The organism is Kitasatospora cystarginea (genome assembly GCF_039533515.1).
GTDB classification, from domain to species: domain Bacteria; phylum Actinomycetota; class Actinomycetes; order Streptomycetales; family Streptomycetaceae; genus Kitasatospora; species Kitasatospora cystarginea.
This window is the reverse complement of record NZ_BAAATR010000008.1, coordinates 47,748-63,122: the sequence shown is the minus strand read 5'-3', so window position 1 is coordinate 63,122 and position 15,375 is coordinate 47,748. Positions and strand designations below refer to the sequence as shown.

The 15,375-nt window shown below is 70.6% G+C and carries 10 protein-coding genes and 2 tRNA genes; 5 read left to right on the top strand and 7 right to left on the bottom strand.

Annotation, left to right across the window (positions count from 1 at the left end; translation table 11 throughout):
- Nucleotides 1-12 precede the first annotated feature (12 nt).
- The 6 genes from ABD369_RS11600 to ABD369_RS11575 form a co-directional block, all read right to left on the bottom strand.
- Nucleotides 13-2,340, bottom strand: a complete 2,328-nt coding sequence (locus tag ABD369_RS11600) for a transglycosylase domain-containing protein (protein ID WP_344636230.1) — start codon at nt 2,338-2,340, stop codon at nt 13-15.
- Between the two features lie 214 nt (nt 2,341-2,554).
- A tRNA-Lys gene (locus tag ABD369_RS11595) sits at nt 2,555-2,628 on the bottom strand.
- Between the two features lie 311 nt (nt 2,629-2,939).
- Nucleotides 2,940-3,013: transfer RNA gene (locus tag ABD369_RS11590), tRNA-Lys, on the bottom strand.
- A 76-nt stretch (nt 3,014-3,089) separates the two neighbouring features.
- Nucleotides 3,090-5,126, bottom strand: coding sequence for an ABC transporter ATP-binding protein (locus tag ABD369_RS11585; protein ID WP_344636229.1), 2,037 nt, complete (start codon nt 5,124-5,126; stop codon nt 3,090-3,092).
- A gap of 8 nt (nt 5,127-5,134) precedes the next feature.
- Complete coding sequence (locus ABD369_RS11580; RefSeq protein ID WP_344636228.1) at nt 5,135-6,079, bottom strand: ABC transporter permease; 945 nt, start codon at nt 6,077-6,079, stop codon at nt 5,135-5,137.
- 13 nt (nt 6,080-6,092) lie between these two features.
- On the bottom strand, nt 6,093-7,076 hold the full coding sequence (locus ABD369_RS11575) for an ABC transporter permease (protein WP_344636227.1): 984 nt from the start codon (nt 7,074-7,076) through the stop codon (nt 6,093-6,095).
- Between the two features lie 373 nt (nt 7,077-7,449).
- Between ABD369_RS11575 and ABD369_RS11570 the strand changes: the two genes are divergently transcribed.
- The 4 genes from ABD369_RS11570 to ABD369_RS11555 all read left to right on the top strand — a co-directional run bounded on the left by ABD369_RS11570 (nt 7,450) and on the right by ABD369_RS11555 (nt 12,626).
- The gene (locus tag ABD369_RS11570; RefSeq protein ID WP_344636226.1) at nt 7,450-9,153 is read left to right on the top strand and encodes an ABC transporter family substrate-binding protein; all 1,704 of its coding nucleotides are present in this window, start codon (nt 7,450-7,452) and stop codon (nt 9,151-9,153) included.
- Between the two features lie 366 nt (nt 9,154-9,519).
- Nucleotides 9,520-9,648: a hypothetical protein gene (locus ABD369_RS11565; RefSeq protein WP_344636225.1), complete on the top strand. Its 129-nt coding sequence runs from the start codon at nt 9,520-9,522 to the stop codon at nt 9,646-9,648.
- A gap of 83 nt (nt 9,649-9,731) precedes the next feature.
- Nucleotides 9,732-10,388, top strand: a complete 657-nt coding sequence (locus ABD369_RS11560; protein ID WP_344636224.1) for a pentapeptide repeat-containing protein — start codon at nt 9,732-9,734, stop codon at nt 10,386-10,388.
- 165 nt (nt 10,389-10,553) lie between these two features.
- Nucleotides 10,554-12,626, top strand: a complete 2,073-nt coding sequence (locus tag ABD369_RS11555; RefSeq protein ID WP_344636223.1) for a phosphocholine-specific phospholipase C — start codon at nt 10,554-10,556, stop codon at nt 12,624-12,626.
- Nucleotides 12,627-12,918: 292 nt separating this feature from the next.
- Here the strand turns inward: ABD369_RS11555 and ABD369_RS11550 are convergent, their stop codons facing one another.
- Complete coding sequence (locus ABD369_RS11550; protein ID WP_344636222.1) at nt 12,919-13,611, bottom strand: TetR/AcrR family transcriptional regulator C-terminal domain-containing protein; 693 nt, start codon at nt 13,609-13,611, stop codon at nt 12,919-12,921.
- A 105-nt stretch (nt 13,612-13,716) separates the two neighbouring features.
- Here ABD369_RS11550 and ABD369_RS11545 point away from each other — a divergent pair, with 105 nt between their 5' ends.
- Nucleotides 13,717-15,093: a serine hydrolase domain-containing protein gene (locus ABD369_RS11545; RefSeq protein WP_344636221.1), complete on the top strand. Its 1,377-nt coding sequence runs from the start codon at nt 13,717-13,719 to the stop codon at nt 15,091-15,093.
- Nucleotides 15,094-15,375: the final 282 nt, after the last annotated feature.

Sequence of the window (15,375 nt, the reverse complement as noted above, 5' to 3'; positions counted from 1 at the left end):
CGTCGCCCGGGGCTATCCGGCGCTCTGCGCCCGGCCGCCCGGCTGTCCGGTCGAGCCCGGCGCCGGCTGGGTGGGCGCGGTGGTCGGCTGGGTCGTCGGGTTCGGCCCGGGAGTCGCCGTGCGGGTCGGCGCGGGCCGGGTGGCCGTCGGCCGGGAGGTCGGCGACGAGTCCGTGGAGGGAGTGCCGTCGCCGCCCGGGCCGGTCGGGGTCGCGGTGGGGGAGGCGGTGGCCGAGGGCACGGTCGCGGAGGGCGAGGGCGTCCCCGGGGCGGTGCCGCCCGACGGCGTCGCCGTGGCGGCCGAGTCGCCGGAGGGGCCGGAGAGCAGCGGGTTGTCCGCCGAGGACCCGTCGAAGTCGCTGATCGGCTTCCCGGCCAGGGCGGACTTCATGTAGGCGGTCCACACCTGGGTCGGGAACTTGCCGCCGGCCGCGGCCGAGACGCCGCCGACCCCGTCCAGGGTGACTTGGGCGCCGGTGGCGGGGTCCTGGCCGAACAGGGCGACGGAGGTGACGAGTTCGGGCGTGTAGCCGACGAACCAGACCGACCTGGAGTTGTCGGTGGTACCGGTCTTGCCCGCCACCGGTCGGCCGAGCGCCTGGGCGCGGTAGCCGGTGCCGCCCGGGTCGCTCACCACGCCCTGCAGCATCGTGGTGACCGCCTGCGCGGTCTGCTTGCCGACCGCCTGGGCCGTCTCGGGCGCGGGCAGCTTGACCTGCTCGCCCTCGTGTTCGAGTGACTTCACGATCCAGGGGGTGATCTGCTGGCCGTCGTTGTCCAGGGTGGCGTACACGCCGGCCATGTCGAGCACGCTGGGCGTGGCGGTGCCGAGCGGGATCGACGGGTGGGCCGCCAGCCCGGGGGTGTCGGCGGGCAGCCCCAGCGCGACGGCGGTCTGCCGGACCTTCTCCAGCCCGGTGTCCTGGGCGAGCTGGGCGAAGACCGAGTTCACCGACCAGTCGGTGGCCTGCTGCAGGGTGATCCGGCCGTAGTCCGTGCCGCCCTCGTTCGGCGGGGCGTACGGCGTGCCGGTTCCGCCTGCCACCGGGCGGCCGCTGGTGCCGTCGTAGAGCGTGTCCGGGCTGATCCGGACGCCGTTCTGGGTGCGGGCGCCGCTGTCCAGGGCGGCGGCCAGCGCGATCGCCTTGAAGGTCGAACCGGCCTGGTAGTCCTGCCGGGTGGCGTTGTCCACCCAGTGCCTGGTGGCGTCGCTGCCGCCGTACAGCGCCACCACCGCGCCGGTCTTCGGGTCCACCGAGGCGGCACCGGCCTGGGCGTCCGCGTCCTTCTTCCGCCTGTCGGGGGAGAGGTTGTCGGTGAGCTGCTGCTGGACGGCGTCCTGCAGGTCCTGCTCGCGCTCGGCGTCGACGGTCAGGGTGATGGTGTAGCCGCCCCGGGCGAGTTCGGCGTCGGTGACGATGCCGTGCGAGGTCAGGTAGTCGGTGGCCGCGCCGACCAGGTACCCGGCCTGGCCGGAGAGACCGGGAGCGCTCTTCGGCTCCCGCACCTGGGGGAAGGTGACGGCGGCGCGCTGGTCGGCGGTGAGCCAGTTCTGCTGGACCATGCCGTCCAGCACGTAGTTCCAGCGGTCGATGGCGGCCTGCTTGCCCTTGGGCGTCGCGGTCGAGACGTCGTACGCGCTCGGCGCGTTCAGCAGGGTGGCGAGGTACGCGCCCTGGGCCGCGTCGAGCCGGCCGGCGTCGACGCCGAAGTACGCCTGGGCCGCGGCCTGGATGCCGTAGGCGCCCCGGCCGTAGTACGAGGTGTTGAGGTACCCGGCGAGGATCTCGTCCTTGCTCTGGGTGGCGTCCACCTTGAGCGAGATGAAGAGCTCCTTCACCTTGCGGCTGATGGTCTGCTTCTGGGTCAGGTAGGTGTTCTTGACGTACTGCTGGGTGATCGTCGACCCGCCCTGGGTGGTGCTGCCGGTGGCGGTGTTGAACGCGGCCCTGGTCAGGCCCTTCAGGTTGACCGCGCCCTCGTGGTAGAAGTTCCGGTCCTCGGCGGCGAGGGCGGCGTGCTGGGCGGCGGGGGAGACCTTGTCGAGGCCGACGTTCTGGCGGTTGGTCTGGCCGGTGCGGGCGATCGGGGTGCCGTCCTGGTAGACCCAGGTGTTGCTCTGCGCGGTCGCGGCGGCGTGCGCGTCCGGGACCTTGACCACGATCATGCCGAGCGCGAACAGGCCCACCCCGAGCAGGAGGGAGGTCACCAGGCCGAGCAGGGTCAGCCGCCAGGTGGGTACCAGCCGGCGCCATCCGGTCCGGCGGGGGCGCCGGGGCAGGCGGCCGGTGCGACGGGCGAGCGGAAGCGGGCGGAGGCCGGTGGGCGATATGCGCGGCAACGTGGCGCCTTTCCGGCGAGCCCGGTGACGGTTGCTCACACGATCTGGGACGGACGGCAGACCGATTCAGCCTGCCTGATGCCGATGTGTGCCGTTAGGGACCTTTGTCCTGTTTTGTTTCACGATCCTGTAACCGGGGTTTCCGGGGCGGCGGGAGGAACGGAAAAGCCTCAGGGCCTCCTCACCGTAGTGAGGAGGCCCTGAGGCTTGTCTGTGCGCCGCCAGGGACTCGAACCCCGGACCCGCTGATTAAGAGTCAGCTGCTCTAACCAACTGAGCTAGCGGCGCCTGCTGACAGGGAAAACAATACACGTCTCGTGCGGGCGTTCCGAATCGGTCCGCTCGGGCACATGGCGGCGAATGTCCGGCTTGTCCCTGATTGGGACGGCTATCGGTCCGGCTGTCCCGGGTTCGGGCGTCCGAATGTGGCGCGGCTCACCGTCATCCTGGTCGGCCGGGGCGAGGAAGGCCGGAGGGGGAGCCGAACCGCGGGTCGACCCAGAAGGGTGAAGCGATGGGCCGGCGCGCGGAGGCGTGATCGGAACGCCGAAACGCCCGAGGGCCTCCCCGTCGAAACGGGGAGGCCCTCGGGCTGTCTGTGCGCCGCCAGGGACTCGAACCCCGGACCCGCTGATTAAGAGTCAGCTGCTCTAACCAACTGAGCTAGCGGCGCCTGCTGACGTGGAAGACTCTACGCGACTTCGCCCGAATCTCCGAATCGTGATCGGCCGATCACGGCCGGTCGAACGTCAGATGTCCGGGAAGTGGCAGGCGGCGGCGTGGTCCCGGCCCCCGGCGGCGGTCGCGAGAGCGGGGGGCTCGGTCTCGCAGCGCCCGCGGCGGTCAGCCGGGACGGCGGCGTAGACGGGGCAGCGCGCCCGGAAGGGGCAGCCGGCGTGCCGCTCGGTGGGAGAGGGCGGGTCGCCGGCCAACAGGATGCGCTCACGACCGCGTTCGGCGGCGGGGTCGGGCAGCGGGACGGCCGAGAGCAGGGCCCGGGTGTACGGATGCCGGGGCCGCTCGAAGACCTCCCGGGCCGCGCCGGACTCCACCGTCCGCCCGAGGTACATCACGCTGACCCGGTCGGAGAGGTGCCGGATCACCGACAGGTCGTGCGAGACGAAGAGGTAGGCGAGTTGCAGCTCTGCCTTGAGCCGCTGGAGCAGGTTGAGCACGCCGGCCTGCACCGACACGTCCAGCGCCGACACCGGTTCGTCCAGCACCAGCAGCTGCGGCCGGACCGCGAGCGCCCGGGCGATGGAGATCCGCTGCCGCTGCCCACCGGAGAACTGGTGCGGGTAGCGGGTGGCGTGCGCCGGCTCCAGTCCGACCTGGCGGAGCAGTTCGGGCACCCGCCGTCCGATCAGTTCGCGGGAGGCCCTCTGGGCCAGCAGCGGCTCGGCGACGATGTCGGAGACCGGCATCCGCGGGTCCAGGCTGGCCATCGGGTCCTGGAAGACGATCTGGATGTCGGAGCGCAGCCGGTGCGCGGCCGCGCGGTCGAGCCGTGCGGTGTCCTGGCCGAGGAGTTCGATGGTGCCGGCCTCCGGCCTGGCCAGGCGCAGCAGTTCGAAGAGCGTGGTGGACTTGCCCGATCCGGACTCGCCGACCAGGCCCAGGGTCTCGCCGCGCCGGATGTCCAGCTCGACGCCGTCCACGGCGTAGACCTCGCCGACCTTCCGCTTGAAGACGCTGCCCCCCAGTACCGGGAAGGTCTTGGCGAGTCCGGTCACCCGCAGGACCGGCTCGCGTTCGTCCCGGGCCGTCTGGTCCGCCGGTCCGGCCGGCAGCTCCGGCACAGGGTAGACCTCGCTCGGTGCGGGGGCGCGTTCGGCCAGCTCCGCGGCCTTGACGCAGGCCGCGAGGTGGCCGTCGGCGCCGGTCAGCGGTGGTTCGGTGGCGCGGCAGCGGTCCTCGGCGAGCGGGCAGCGGGCCGCGAACGGGCAGCCGGGCGGCAGGGCGGCGAGCGAGGGCGGGCTGCCGGGGATCGGGACCAGCGGGCCGCCGCCGCCGTCCAGCCGGGGCACCGCGCCGATCAGTCCGAGCGTGTACGGGTGCCTGGGGCGGGCGAACAACTCGTCCACGCCTGCCGTTTCGACCACGCGCCCGGCGTACATCACCGCGACCCGGTCGGCCATCCCGGCGATCACGCCGAGGTCGTGGCTGACCAGGACCAGTGCTGCGCCGGTCTCGCGCTGCGCGGTGCGCAGCACGTCGAGCACCTGGGCCTGGATGGTGACGTCCAGGGCGGTGGTGGGCTCGTCGGCGAGCAGGACGTCGGGGTCGTTGGCGATCGCCATCGCGATCATCGCGCGTTGGCGCATGCCGCCGGAGAACTCGTGCGGAAAGCTGTCCAGCGCGCGGTCGGGGGAGGGGATGCCGACCAGGTCGAGCAGTTCGGCGGCCCGTCCGCGGGCCGTCGGCTTGTCCAGGTCCTGGTGGATGCGCAGGGCTTCGACGATCTGGTCGCCGATCCGGTAGACCGGGGTGAAGGCGGAGAGCGGGTCCTGGAAGACCATGGCCACCCGGCGGCCCCGGATCGCGGCCAGTTCCCTGGCGGGCAGGCCGACCAGCTCGCGCCCGTCCAGCCGGACCGAGCCGCCGACGGTCGCGGTGGACGGCAGCAGGCCGAGGACCGCCAGCGAGGTGACGGACTTGCCGGACCCGGACTCGCCGACGATGCCGAGGGTCTCGCCGCGCCGCAGCCGCAGGTCCACCCCGCGTACCGCTGGGGTGCCGTTGAACTCGACGGTCAGGCCGTCGACCGTCAGCAGGTCCGTTTCCACGGCCGCCTTCACTTGCTGCTCCGGGGGGTGCGACGGGACTTGCGGGGCTCGCGGGCCCCTTCCGAGGTCGGGTCCAGGGCATCGCGCAGCCCGTCCCCGATCAGGTTGATCGCCAGGACGAAGAGCACCAGCAGCCCGGCGGCGAAGTAGAACAGCCAGGGGTAGACGGGTGCCTGGTCGGTTCCGGCGGCGAGCAGGGTGCCGAGCGAGACGTCCGGGGCGCGGACGCCGAAGCCGAAGTAGGAGAGCGCGGTCTCGCTCATCACTGCGCCGCCGACCGCGATGGTGGCGTCGGTGATCAGGAAGGAGGCGACGTTCGGCAGGATGTGCCGCAGGATGATCCGCAGCGGCTTGACCCCCATGAACTGGGCCGCCCGGACGAACTCCCGCTCGCCCAGCGAGCGGGTCATCGAGCGGACCACCCGGGCGGTGATCATCCAGTTGAAGGCGGCCAGCAGCGCGACGAAGGCGATCCAGCCGGCTCCGCGAAGCTTTGGCGAGACGATGGTGATGATCAGGAAGCTGGGGAAGACCAGCATCAGGTCGACCACGAAGGTGAGCGCGCGGTCGGTCCAGCCGCCGAAGTAGCCGGCGCAGGCGCCGACCAGCGAGGCCAGCCCGGTGGAGCAGAGCGCCACCAGCAGGCCGATGATCAGTGACTTCTGCAGGCCGCGCACGGTCTGCGCGAAGACGTCCTGGCCGAGGCCGTTGGTGCCGAACCAGTGCTGTCCGGACGGCGGTTGGCGGATCGCCAGGTAGTCGGGGGTGGCGTAGTTCCAGGGCGTCAGGTACGGGCCGCCGAAGGCGAGCAGGAAGAGCAGCAGCACGATGGCGCAGCCGACCAGCACCCCGCGTGCGGCCAGCATCCGGCCCAGGACGAGTCTGAGCCGGCCGGCGGGAGCGGCCTCCTCGGGTACCTGGAGGGGAGGGTTGTCGGCGAAGACGGCGGTCATGTCGATCGGCTCCTCAGGGCCGTACGCGCGGGTCGAGCGCGGCGTGCAGCAGGTCCGCGAGGAAGCCCGAGGCCAGCACCACCACGGCGGCGAACAGGTTGACCGCGACCACCGAGTTGACGTCCTGCTCGTTGATCGCCTGGATGAACCACTCGCCCATGCCGTGCCAGCCGAAGATGGTCTCGGTGAAGGTCGCGCCGGTGAAGATGCCCAGGAAGCTGTAGGCGAACATGGTCGACATCGGGATGATCGCGGTGCGCAGCCCGTGCTTGAGCAGTGCCCGGCTGCGGGTCAGGCCCTTGGCCTCGGCGGTGCGCAGGTAGTCGGAGCCGAGCACGTCGAGCATGGTGCCGCGCTGGTAGCGGCTGTACATCGCCAGCCCGCCGAGGGCCAGCGAGAGCGTGGGTAGCAGCAGGTGCAGCGCCCAGTCGCCGAGATGGGCCCCGATCCCGCCGGCCAGCCCGGGGGTCTCGTACCCGGTGAACGGGACGACCTCGTGGCCGAGTGCGTCCTTGGCGGCGATGGCGCCGTTCTTCAGCAGCAGGGCCACCAGGAAGACCGGGGTGGAGAGCAGCACGAAGGAGAACAGGGTCAGTGCCCGGTCGGAGATCCGGTACTGGCGGATCGCGCTCCAGGCGCCGCCCGCCACGCCGAGCAGCATCCCGAGCAGGCTGCCGATCAGCAGCAGCCGCAGCGACACCAGGATCCGGCGCCCGAACTCGGCGTTGACCGAGGTGTTGTGGATGGTCCGGCCGAGGTCGGCGCGCAGCACCAGATCGCCCGCCCAGGTGCTGAAACGTTCCACCACCGGGGTGTGGTCGTTGATGTTCAGCTCCGTCAACTGCCGGTCCACCGAGGCGGTGGACGGGCGGGGCTGCTTGGCCTCGAAGTACGCCCTGGGGCCGAGCGCGGTGCTGGAGAGCGCGTACGCCAGGAAGACCGCGACGACCAGCAGGACGACGTAGTACCCCAGGCGCTTGACCAGGTAGCGGATCACCGCCCACCACCGGGGGAGCTGTTCGGGAGCCTGCTGGACATGATCAATGGCCTTCGGTGAGCGGGTACTTGACGCACGTTCGCGCAGCAGTTGTACGACAGATGCGGTCGGTCGTCCAGGGGGTGCGGCGCCCGCGGCTTCGCCCCGGCGGGGGAAGTCGCAGGTCAGAGTCTTGCAGGCCGGTGCTTACGGAGTATTGCGGCAGTGTTTCGGCCCGTTGCGATTCGATCAGTCGCCAACGCGCGCCTCTGGTGGCCGAGTTGATCGCCTGTTACGTTCCTCCTCACTGGACGCCCGAGTTGGCTGCTCACCTTCAAGGCTTGCCATGCCCGGCCGCGCCCAATCATTCGAAGACTCTCCGGGGGAGCCCCTCATGGACGCATCCACCACTGCCCGCGGCCTCGGTCGGGCCGCCGTCGCCGCGATCGCCCTGGCGCTGACCGTCACCGGCTGCAGCTCCGGTGGCTCGGGCTCCACCGGTGATGTGGCCAAGACGGTCGCCCCCGTCCAGGACGCCGACGACATCAACGCCCAGCCGCTGGACAAGATCAAGGACGGTGGCGAGCTGCGGGTGGCCCTGCCGCAGTGGATCACCCAGTGGAACCCGTACCAGGTGGACGGCCGCTACGGCGACGCGGTCGACATCATGGGCTACGTCGAGGCGAAGATCTTCCGCACCGACGCCAAGGGCGTCTTCCACCCGGTGCCGGAGTACCTGGCCTCGGCCGAACTCACCTCCACCTCACCGCAGGTGGTGACGTACAAGATCAACCCCAAGGCCAAGTGGTCCGACGGAAAGCCGATCTCCTACCAGGACTTCAAGGCGGTCTGGCAGTCCACCAACGGCAAGGCCCAGGGCTACAACATCGCGGACTCCTCCGGCTACGACCAGATCTCCGGTGTGGAGAGGGGTGCGGACGACCAGGAGGTCAAGGTCACCTTCAGCACCCCGTACGCGGACTGGCAGAACCTGTTCAACCCGCTGGTGCCGGCCTCCATGCTGGCCACCGCGGACGTGTTCAACACCGGCTCGGTCGAGAAGGTCGCCGTGTTCGGCGGGCCGATGAAGATCGGCAGCATCGACAAGAGCGCCCAGACCGTCACCCTGGTGCGCAACCCCGACTGGTGGGGCACCCCGGCCAAGCTGGACAAGATCACCTATCGGGCGATGGACTACCCCGCGATGACCCAGGCCTACCTCAACAACGAGATCGACGAGGCCCCGGCGAGCACCTCGACCGCGTACAACCAGCTCAAGGACGCCAAGGGCACCCGGATCAGCACCGGCACCCCGTGGGACGAGGTGCACATCTCCTTCGGCGGCAACGGCGCGCTGGCCGACCAGACGGTCCGTCAGGCGATCGGCCGGGCGATCGACCGCGACGCGCTGATCAAGGTGGTCAACCAGGGCATGCCGATCCAGTTCAAGAAACTGGACAACCACCTCTACATGCTCAACCAGGCCGGCTACCGGAACAACTCGGGCGACTGGGCCGCGTACTCGCCGGACGTCGCCAAGCAGCTGCTGGACAAGGCGGGTTGGAAGGAGGGCGCGGCCGGAGCGCCGCGCACCAAGGACGGCCAGTCGCTGGAGCTGCACTTCGTGGTCAGCGACGGCAGCACCCAGCAGCAGTCGGACATGGTCTCCGCGGTGCAGAACATGCTGCAGCAGGTGGGGATCAAGATGGACATCGACAAGGTGTCCAGCAAGGAGTACTTCGCCAAGTACGTCGACCAGGGCAAGTTCGACCTGGCCAGCTGGCGGAACACCGACTCCTTCCCGCTCTCCCAGGGTGTCACCAACTTCCGGGCGCCCGAGGGCGACAACGTGTTCGGCAACTACTCCAAGCTCAGCACCCCCGAGATCGACTCGCTGCTGAAGAAGGCCGCCGCCACCCTGGACAAGGCCGAGGCCGACAAGCTCTACAACGAGGCCGACGCCAAGATCTGGGAGCTCGGGCACACCATCGAGATCTACCAGCGGCCCAGCATCCTGGCCGTCCGCAAGGACCTGGCCAACGAAGGGGCCAGCAGCCTCGCCAACTCCGACATCACCAAGATCGGCTGGTTGAAGTGATCCGGAGCCGCCGGGCCGGTCGAGGGCATGACGAACGGCAGGCGGAGCTGGCGAGCAGCGCGGTGATCACGAGGCCGATGGTACGGACACGGGAGGGCGGTGGCTCCGCCTCCAAGTCCCGCCATCGGCCTTGACCTTCCGCGTTGCTCGCAGACCGCCCGTGTCGTCTTCTCGTTCCAACGTTGGGAGGGAATCTATCCGGCGGCCCGGAGTCGACCGGGCAGCTTCCACAGGGCACGCCCGGGAGCCGGCGGGCTGTCACCCGGTTCGCGCACTGCGCCGTCAACTGTCGCTGACACCAGGGCAAAACGGCTGGAAGTAGCCCGTACGGCGTGCCGCAGCGGTGCGTCCGCCGCCCGTTCCGGGGTGCCCGCCGCCGCGCCGGCCACGCTGCTGTGCACCCTCGCGGGCAGCAGCGGGGTCCTCGCGGCCGGGCTGGTCACCGCCGCCGCGGTGGCCGCGGGGATCACCCTCAGTGCACGGCGGGGCCGCTGAGGCCTGCGCGCCGCGCTTCGGGTGCTTTGTCGGCGGGTCGTGCGAGCATGGCCCGTTCCGTCGTCCCGAGGAGAAGAGAAGCCATGCCCTCCGCCTACGAACAGCTCTCCGACCTGCCGTACGGTCACCTGCTCCGCCCGCACACGGGTCCGCTCCGCGGGGACGAGCGCTACGACACCGTCCACTTCGACGGCGGCTGCTACCAGGACCAGGCCGCGGGCGGCGCGAGCTTCCTGGAGTGCGCCTTCACCGGCGTCGAGTTCAGTGGCGTCAAGTTCCGCCAGGCCGGCTTCAACGAGGTCTGGGTGCAGGGAAGCCGCTGGGTCGCGGTCGCGGTGCCCGAGAGCGAGTGGCAGGACAGCGAATTGCTCGGCACGGTGCTCGCGGGCGTTTCGGCGTACGGCTCCGCGCTGCGCCGGGTGGTCTTCCGCCGCTGCAAGCTGGAGTCGGTCAACCTGCGTGGTGCCGTGCTGCGCGACGTCCTCTTCGAGGACTGCCTGCTGCGCGACGTGGACTTCGGCGAGGCCAGGCTGACCGACGTCTCGTTCCCCGGCAGCACCCTGGAGGAGGTCCGGTTCGGCAGCGCGCAGCTGCGCCAGGTGGACCTGCGCGGCGCCGTCCGGCTCGGCCTCGCGGACGGACCGGACGGGCTGCGCGGAGCGCTCATCTCCACGACCCAGCTCTTCGAACTGGCTCCGCAGTTCGCTCAGGCGCTGGGCATCACCGTCAAGGACCGCTGACAACCCGTTCACTTCTGCTCAGCCGGGCGAAGCGAGGCTGAACAGTCCGACAATCCTTGCTGCACGGCCATGGGCCCCCGGACCTGCGCAGATATGCTGCACGATCGGTGGCGTGGACACAACGTGTGTGCACAACATCGAGACTGAAGGGACGGTCGGCCCCAGATGGCTGAGCTGAGTCGTAGGAAGTTCATGTCGCTGTCCGCCAGTGCGGCGGCGAGTGCGGCGGTCGCCGGAACGGTGGCCGGTGCCGACGCGCCGTCCGCTGCGGCGGCCACCGGTGCCGGCCTGAGCACCACCGGCACGATCACCGACGCCCGGCACATCGTGATCCTGATGCAGGAGAACCGCAGCTTCGACCACTACTTCGGCACACTCAAGGGCGTCCGCGGCTTCGCCGACCGCAGCGCCATCCAGATCGCCGGCGGCTACAGCGTCTTCAACCAGCCCAACGGCCTGTTCTCCCGCCAGTACCCGTGGGCCTTCAACGCCGCCGACTCCGGTGCCACCTCCGGCGCGGAGATCAAGGCCCAGTGCAACGGCGACCTCGCGCACTCCTGGTCCGACCAGCACAAGGCGTGGAACGGCGGCAAGATGGACTCCTGGGTGTCCGCCAAGTGGACCGACCGCACCCTGGGCCACCTGCAGCGCTCCGACATACCCTTCCACTACGCGCTGGCCGACAACTGGACCGTCTGCGACGCCTACCACTGCTCGATCCTCAGCGCCACCGGTCCCAACCGCACCTACCACTGGAGCGGCATGATCGACCCGGCGGGCACCGCCGGCGGCCCGGCGTACGACGGCGGCGACGAGAAGGGGCTCCACTGGCAGACCTACGCCGAGGCGCTGGAGAACGCCGGGGTGAGCTGGAAGGTCTACCAGAACGCCGCCGACAACTTCGGTGACAACGCCCTCGCGTACTTCAACCAGTTCGCGAGCGCCCCGGCCGGCAGCGCGCTGGCGGTCAAGGGCATGGGCTCCGTTCCCAAGGTCACCGGCAGGACCCCGGACGACATCGCCGCCGCGATCAGGGCCGACGTGCTGGCCGGCGCCCTCCCGCAGGTCTCCTGGATCGTCGCCGACCAGCAGTCCTCCGAGCACCCGTACGCCACCCCCGAGGACGGCGCGCACTTCGTGCACATGGTGATGGACGCGCTGAACGCGGACCCGGACGTCTTCAACTCCACCATCCTGCTGCTCAACTACGACGAGAACGACGGCTTCTTCGACCACGTCCCGCCGCCGGTCGCCCCGGCCGGCACCCCCGGCGAGTTCTACAACGGCACCAACATCGGCCTCGGCTTCCGGGTCCCACTGATAGCCATCTCGCCCTGGAGCCGCGGCGGCTGGGTCAACTCCGAGGTCTTCGACCACACCTCGGTGCTGCGCTTCCTGGAGGTCTGGACGGCTGCCATCGGCTCGCCCGCCGGCTGCGTCAACATCAGCGACTGGCGCCGCAAGGTCTGCGGCGACCTCACCGGCGTCTTCGACTTCGCCAACCCGGTGTACGGGATGCCCTCGCTGCCGGACACCTCGCAGACCATCGGCCTGGCCACCTGCGGCCCGCAGTTCAACCCCTCGCCGAGCAACAACGCGCTCCCCGCCCAGGAGCCCGGCACCCGCCCGGCCCGCGCCCTGCCCTACCAGCCGGGTGCCAACCTCGACCACCTGGAGTTCGGCTCCGGCGGTGTGATGAAGGTCTGGCTGAAGATGGCCAACGAGGGCGCCCCGGGCGCCACCTCGGCGCACTTCGCGGCCTACGCCAACGCCTACCGCAGCGGCGGCCCGTGGCAGTACACCGTCGACCCGGGCGGCAACACCAGCGACTTCTTCAACTGCGGCACCAACTTCGGCAACGGCGCGTACGACCTCAGCGTCATCGGCCCCAACCGCTTCCTGCGCCGCTTCCAGGGCGACGCCACCAAGCCCGGCAAGTCGGTCACCGTCACCGCCTCGTACGCGCCCGCCCCCGACACCGGCCGGCTCGCCGTCTGGTTCAGGCTCGACAACGCGGACAGCGCCCCGGTCACCTTCACCATCGCTTCCAACGCCTACCGCACCGACGGCCCCTGGACCTACACCGTCCAGCCCGGCGGCAGCACCAGCGACTACTTCAACGCCGTCGCCTACACCAACGGCTGGTACGACTTCACCGTCACCGTCAGCTCCGACTCCACCTGGTCCCAGCGCTTCACGGGTCACCTGGAGACCGGTAGCCCGAGCGTCTCCGGCTGAGCCGACCACTGCCCGACTCCGGCCCCTGTCCGCGAACTCGCGGGGCGGGGGCCGGAGTCGGTGCGGCTGCCGGTCGCGGGCGCGGGGGGCGAAGCGGCGGGTGGATGCGACGGTCAGGGCCTGCAGCGGCGCAGCATGGCGATCAGCGGCGGCGCGTCCGGGCTCGGCTGCGTCCGGTTGATGGCCCGGTAGCCCCACGACTCGTACAGGGCGAGCCCTCGCAGTCTGACGCGCCATACGGGTGGTTCCTGAAGTCACAAGCCTCGGAGGCCGTCGGGCCTGCCGCCGCCGTTCACTCGCTGCTGCGCCGCCCGGCGGCGAGGCGGGCCTCGAAGCCGTCGAGGATGGCCTGGAGGCCGAACTCGAAGCTGCTGTCGGGTGCTGCGGAGTAGTCGGTGGCGGCGGTGGTGTCGAGGCGCTCGCGCAGCCGCGGGAACCGCATGGCGATCTCGGTGGCCCGCGTCATGGTGTCGGTCAGCAGTTGTTCGACGTCGCCGCCGTTCTTGCCCAGCCGCCGGGTCAGTGAGACCTGCGCGGCGGGGGCGAGGGCGCTGCCGAGCACGTAGATGAACACCGTGGCGGCCGCCCGGTCCGCGTCGGCGGCGGTGAATCCCGCCTTCTCGTAGACGGCGAGGCTGTGGTCGTCGTGGCGGGCCTTGCCGGGGCCGTAGTGCAGATGGCTGCCGAACGCCTGCCCGAGCCACGGGTGCCGGGTGAGCATCGCGTGCATGCCGGTGGCCATGGCCGTGGCGGCCGTCCGCCAGTCGGTGGTGGCGAGATCCGGCAGTTCCACCTCGTCCCAGATCGCGTCGCCGGCCAGTCGGACCAGGTCGTCCTTGGTCTTGATGTGCCAGTAGATCGCCGTGGCGGCCGAGCCGAGCCGTTTGCCCAGGCTGCGCATGTTGAGGCCGTCCAGTCCCTCGTCGTCCAGCAGCTCGATGGCGGCACGGACGATCTGGTCTGCGGTCAGGATGTCTCGTGGCATGACCGCCAGTTTAGTTGAACTAAGTTCAGCCAGATACTTGCACTTAGTTCAAGAGTGCCCCTAGGGTCAGAGCCGTACTTAGTTCAAGTCTCCGAGGGGGAAACGATGTCGCAGGAGAAGCTGTCGGAGTTCGTCGAAGCGACGGCCGGGGAGTTCGGCATCCCGGGCGTGTCCGTCGGGGTGCTGGTGGGCGGCCGGGAGATCCGTGCGTCCCACGGCGTGACGAGCCTCGACAACCCGCTGCCGGTCGACGAGAGGACGCTGTTCCACATCGCCTCGACGACGAAGACCTTCACCGCGACCGCGCTGATGCGCCTGGTCGAAGAAGGAAGGGTGGAGCTGGACGCGCCGGTGCGCCGGTACGTTCCCGAGCTCGAACTCGCCGACGAGCGGGCCGCGGCGGAGATCACCGTGTTGAACCTGCTCAACCACACCGCAGGGCTGGACTGGAACCTGGTCGACGCCGACGAGGGGGACGGGTCCCTGGCCGCCTTCGTGGCGAAGCTGGCCGAGCTGGACATGATCGCGCCGCCCGGTGCCCGGGCCTCGTACAGCCAGGCCGGCTACAACCTGGCCGGGCGGATCATCGAGAAGGTCACCGGCCTGACCTACGAGAAGGCCGTGGCCGCGCTGGTCCTGGAGCCGTTGGGGCTGTCCAACACCTTCTTCGACCTGGACGAGGTCATGGTCCGGCGGTTCGCCGTGGGGTACAACCGCGGCGAGGACGGGACAATGCGACCCGCGCAGCCGTGGAAGTCGTGGCGCGCCGGCGAACGCGGCAACAACCCCGGCGGGGGCATCGTCTCCTCGGTGAGCGACCTGCTGAGCTGGGCCCGGTTCCATCTCGGCAGCGGGGACGGCGTCCTCTCCGCCGAGGCGCTGCGCCGCATGCGGGACCGGACGGTCGAGCTGCGTGCCAGTTCGCTCGGTGACGGTTTCGGCATCTGCTGGTTCCTGCGCGAGGTGGACGGTGTCCACACGATCGGGCACGGCGGCTCGGGCAACGGCCAGTTCGCCGAGCTGCTCATCGTGCCCGAACGGGACTTCGCGGTGGTCTCCCTGGCCAACGCCGGCCCGGACGGCTACCTCTTCAACCAGGCCGTGGCTCGCTGGGCGCTCGAGCACTACCTCGGCGTGGTCGAACAGGAGCCGGAGCCGGTTCCCCACGACGAGGCGCGGGCGCGGGAGGTCGTCGGGCGCTACGAGATCGACGCCATGAACCTCGACATCGCCGCCGACGGCCACCGGCTCACGCTGGCGGTCGGGATCAAGCCGGAGATCCGCGAGGCGTCGGACGCCGACATGCCCCCGGACTACCCGGCGGCCGCCATGGGCTTCCTGCCCGGTGACGGCGACGAGTACATCCTCACCGGGGGCGGTCTGAAGGGACAGCGCGGCTTCTTCACCCGCGACGAGAGCGGCGCCGTCGTGGGCGTCGACCTCGCAGGCCGGCTCTTCGGCCGGGTCCCGGACGCATCCTGACGAGACGGGTGGAGGGCGGTCCGGAGCGGGCCGCCCCTGACGCCTCGCCGGCTTGCCGTGGCGGCCTGACGCGCCGCACGGGTGGTCGCGCGGAGAGCGAGTGCTTTCGGGGCCTCGCCCGTTCCGCGGGGTCGGAGGGCGATCGCCGCCTCGGCGGGCCGGTCTGCGGGTTTTTGGTCCCGAGCTGATCGGATCCGTGGGATCGTCGACCAGCGCGAGGTCGCGTCGTCATCGTCCGCTCCTGTGGGCTCCGGCCGATCTCGTGGGTTTGCGGCGCTGCCA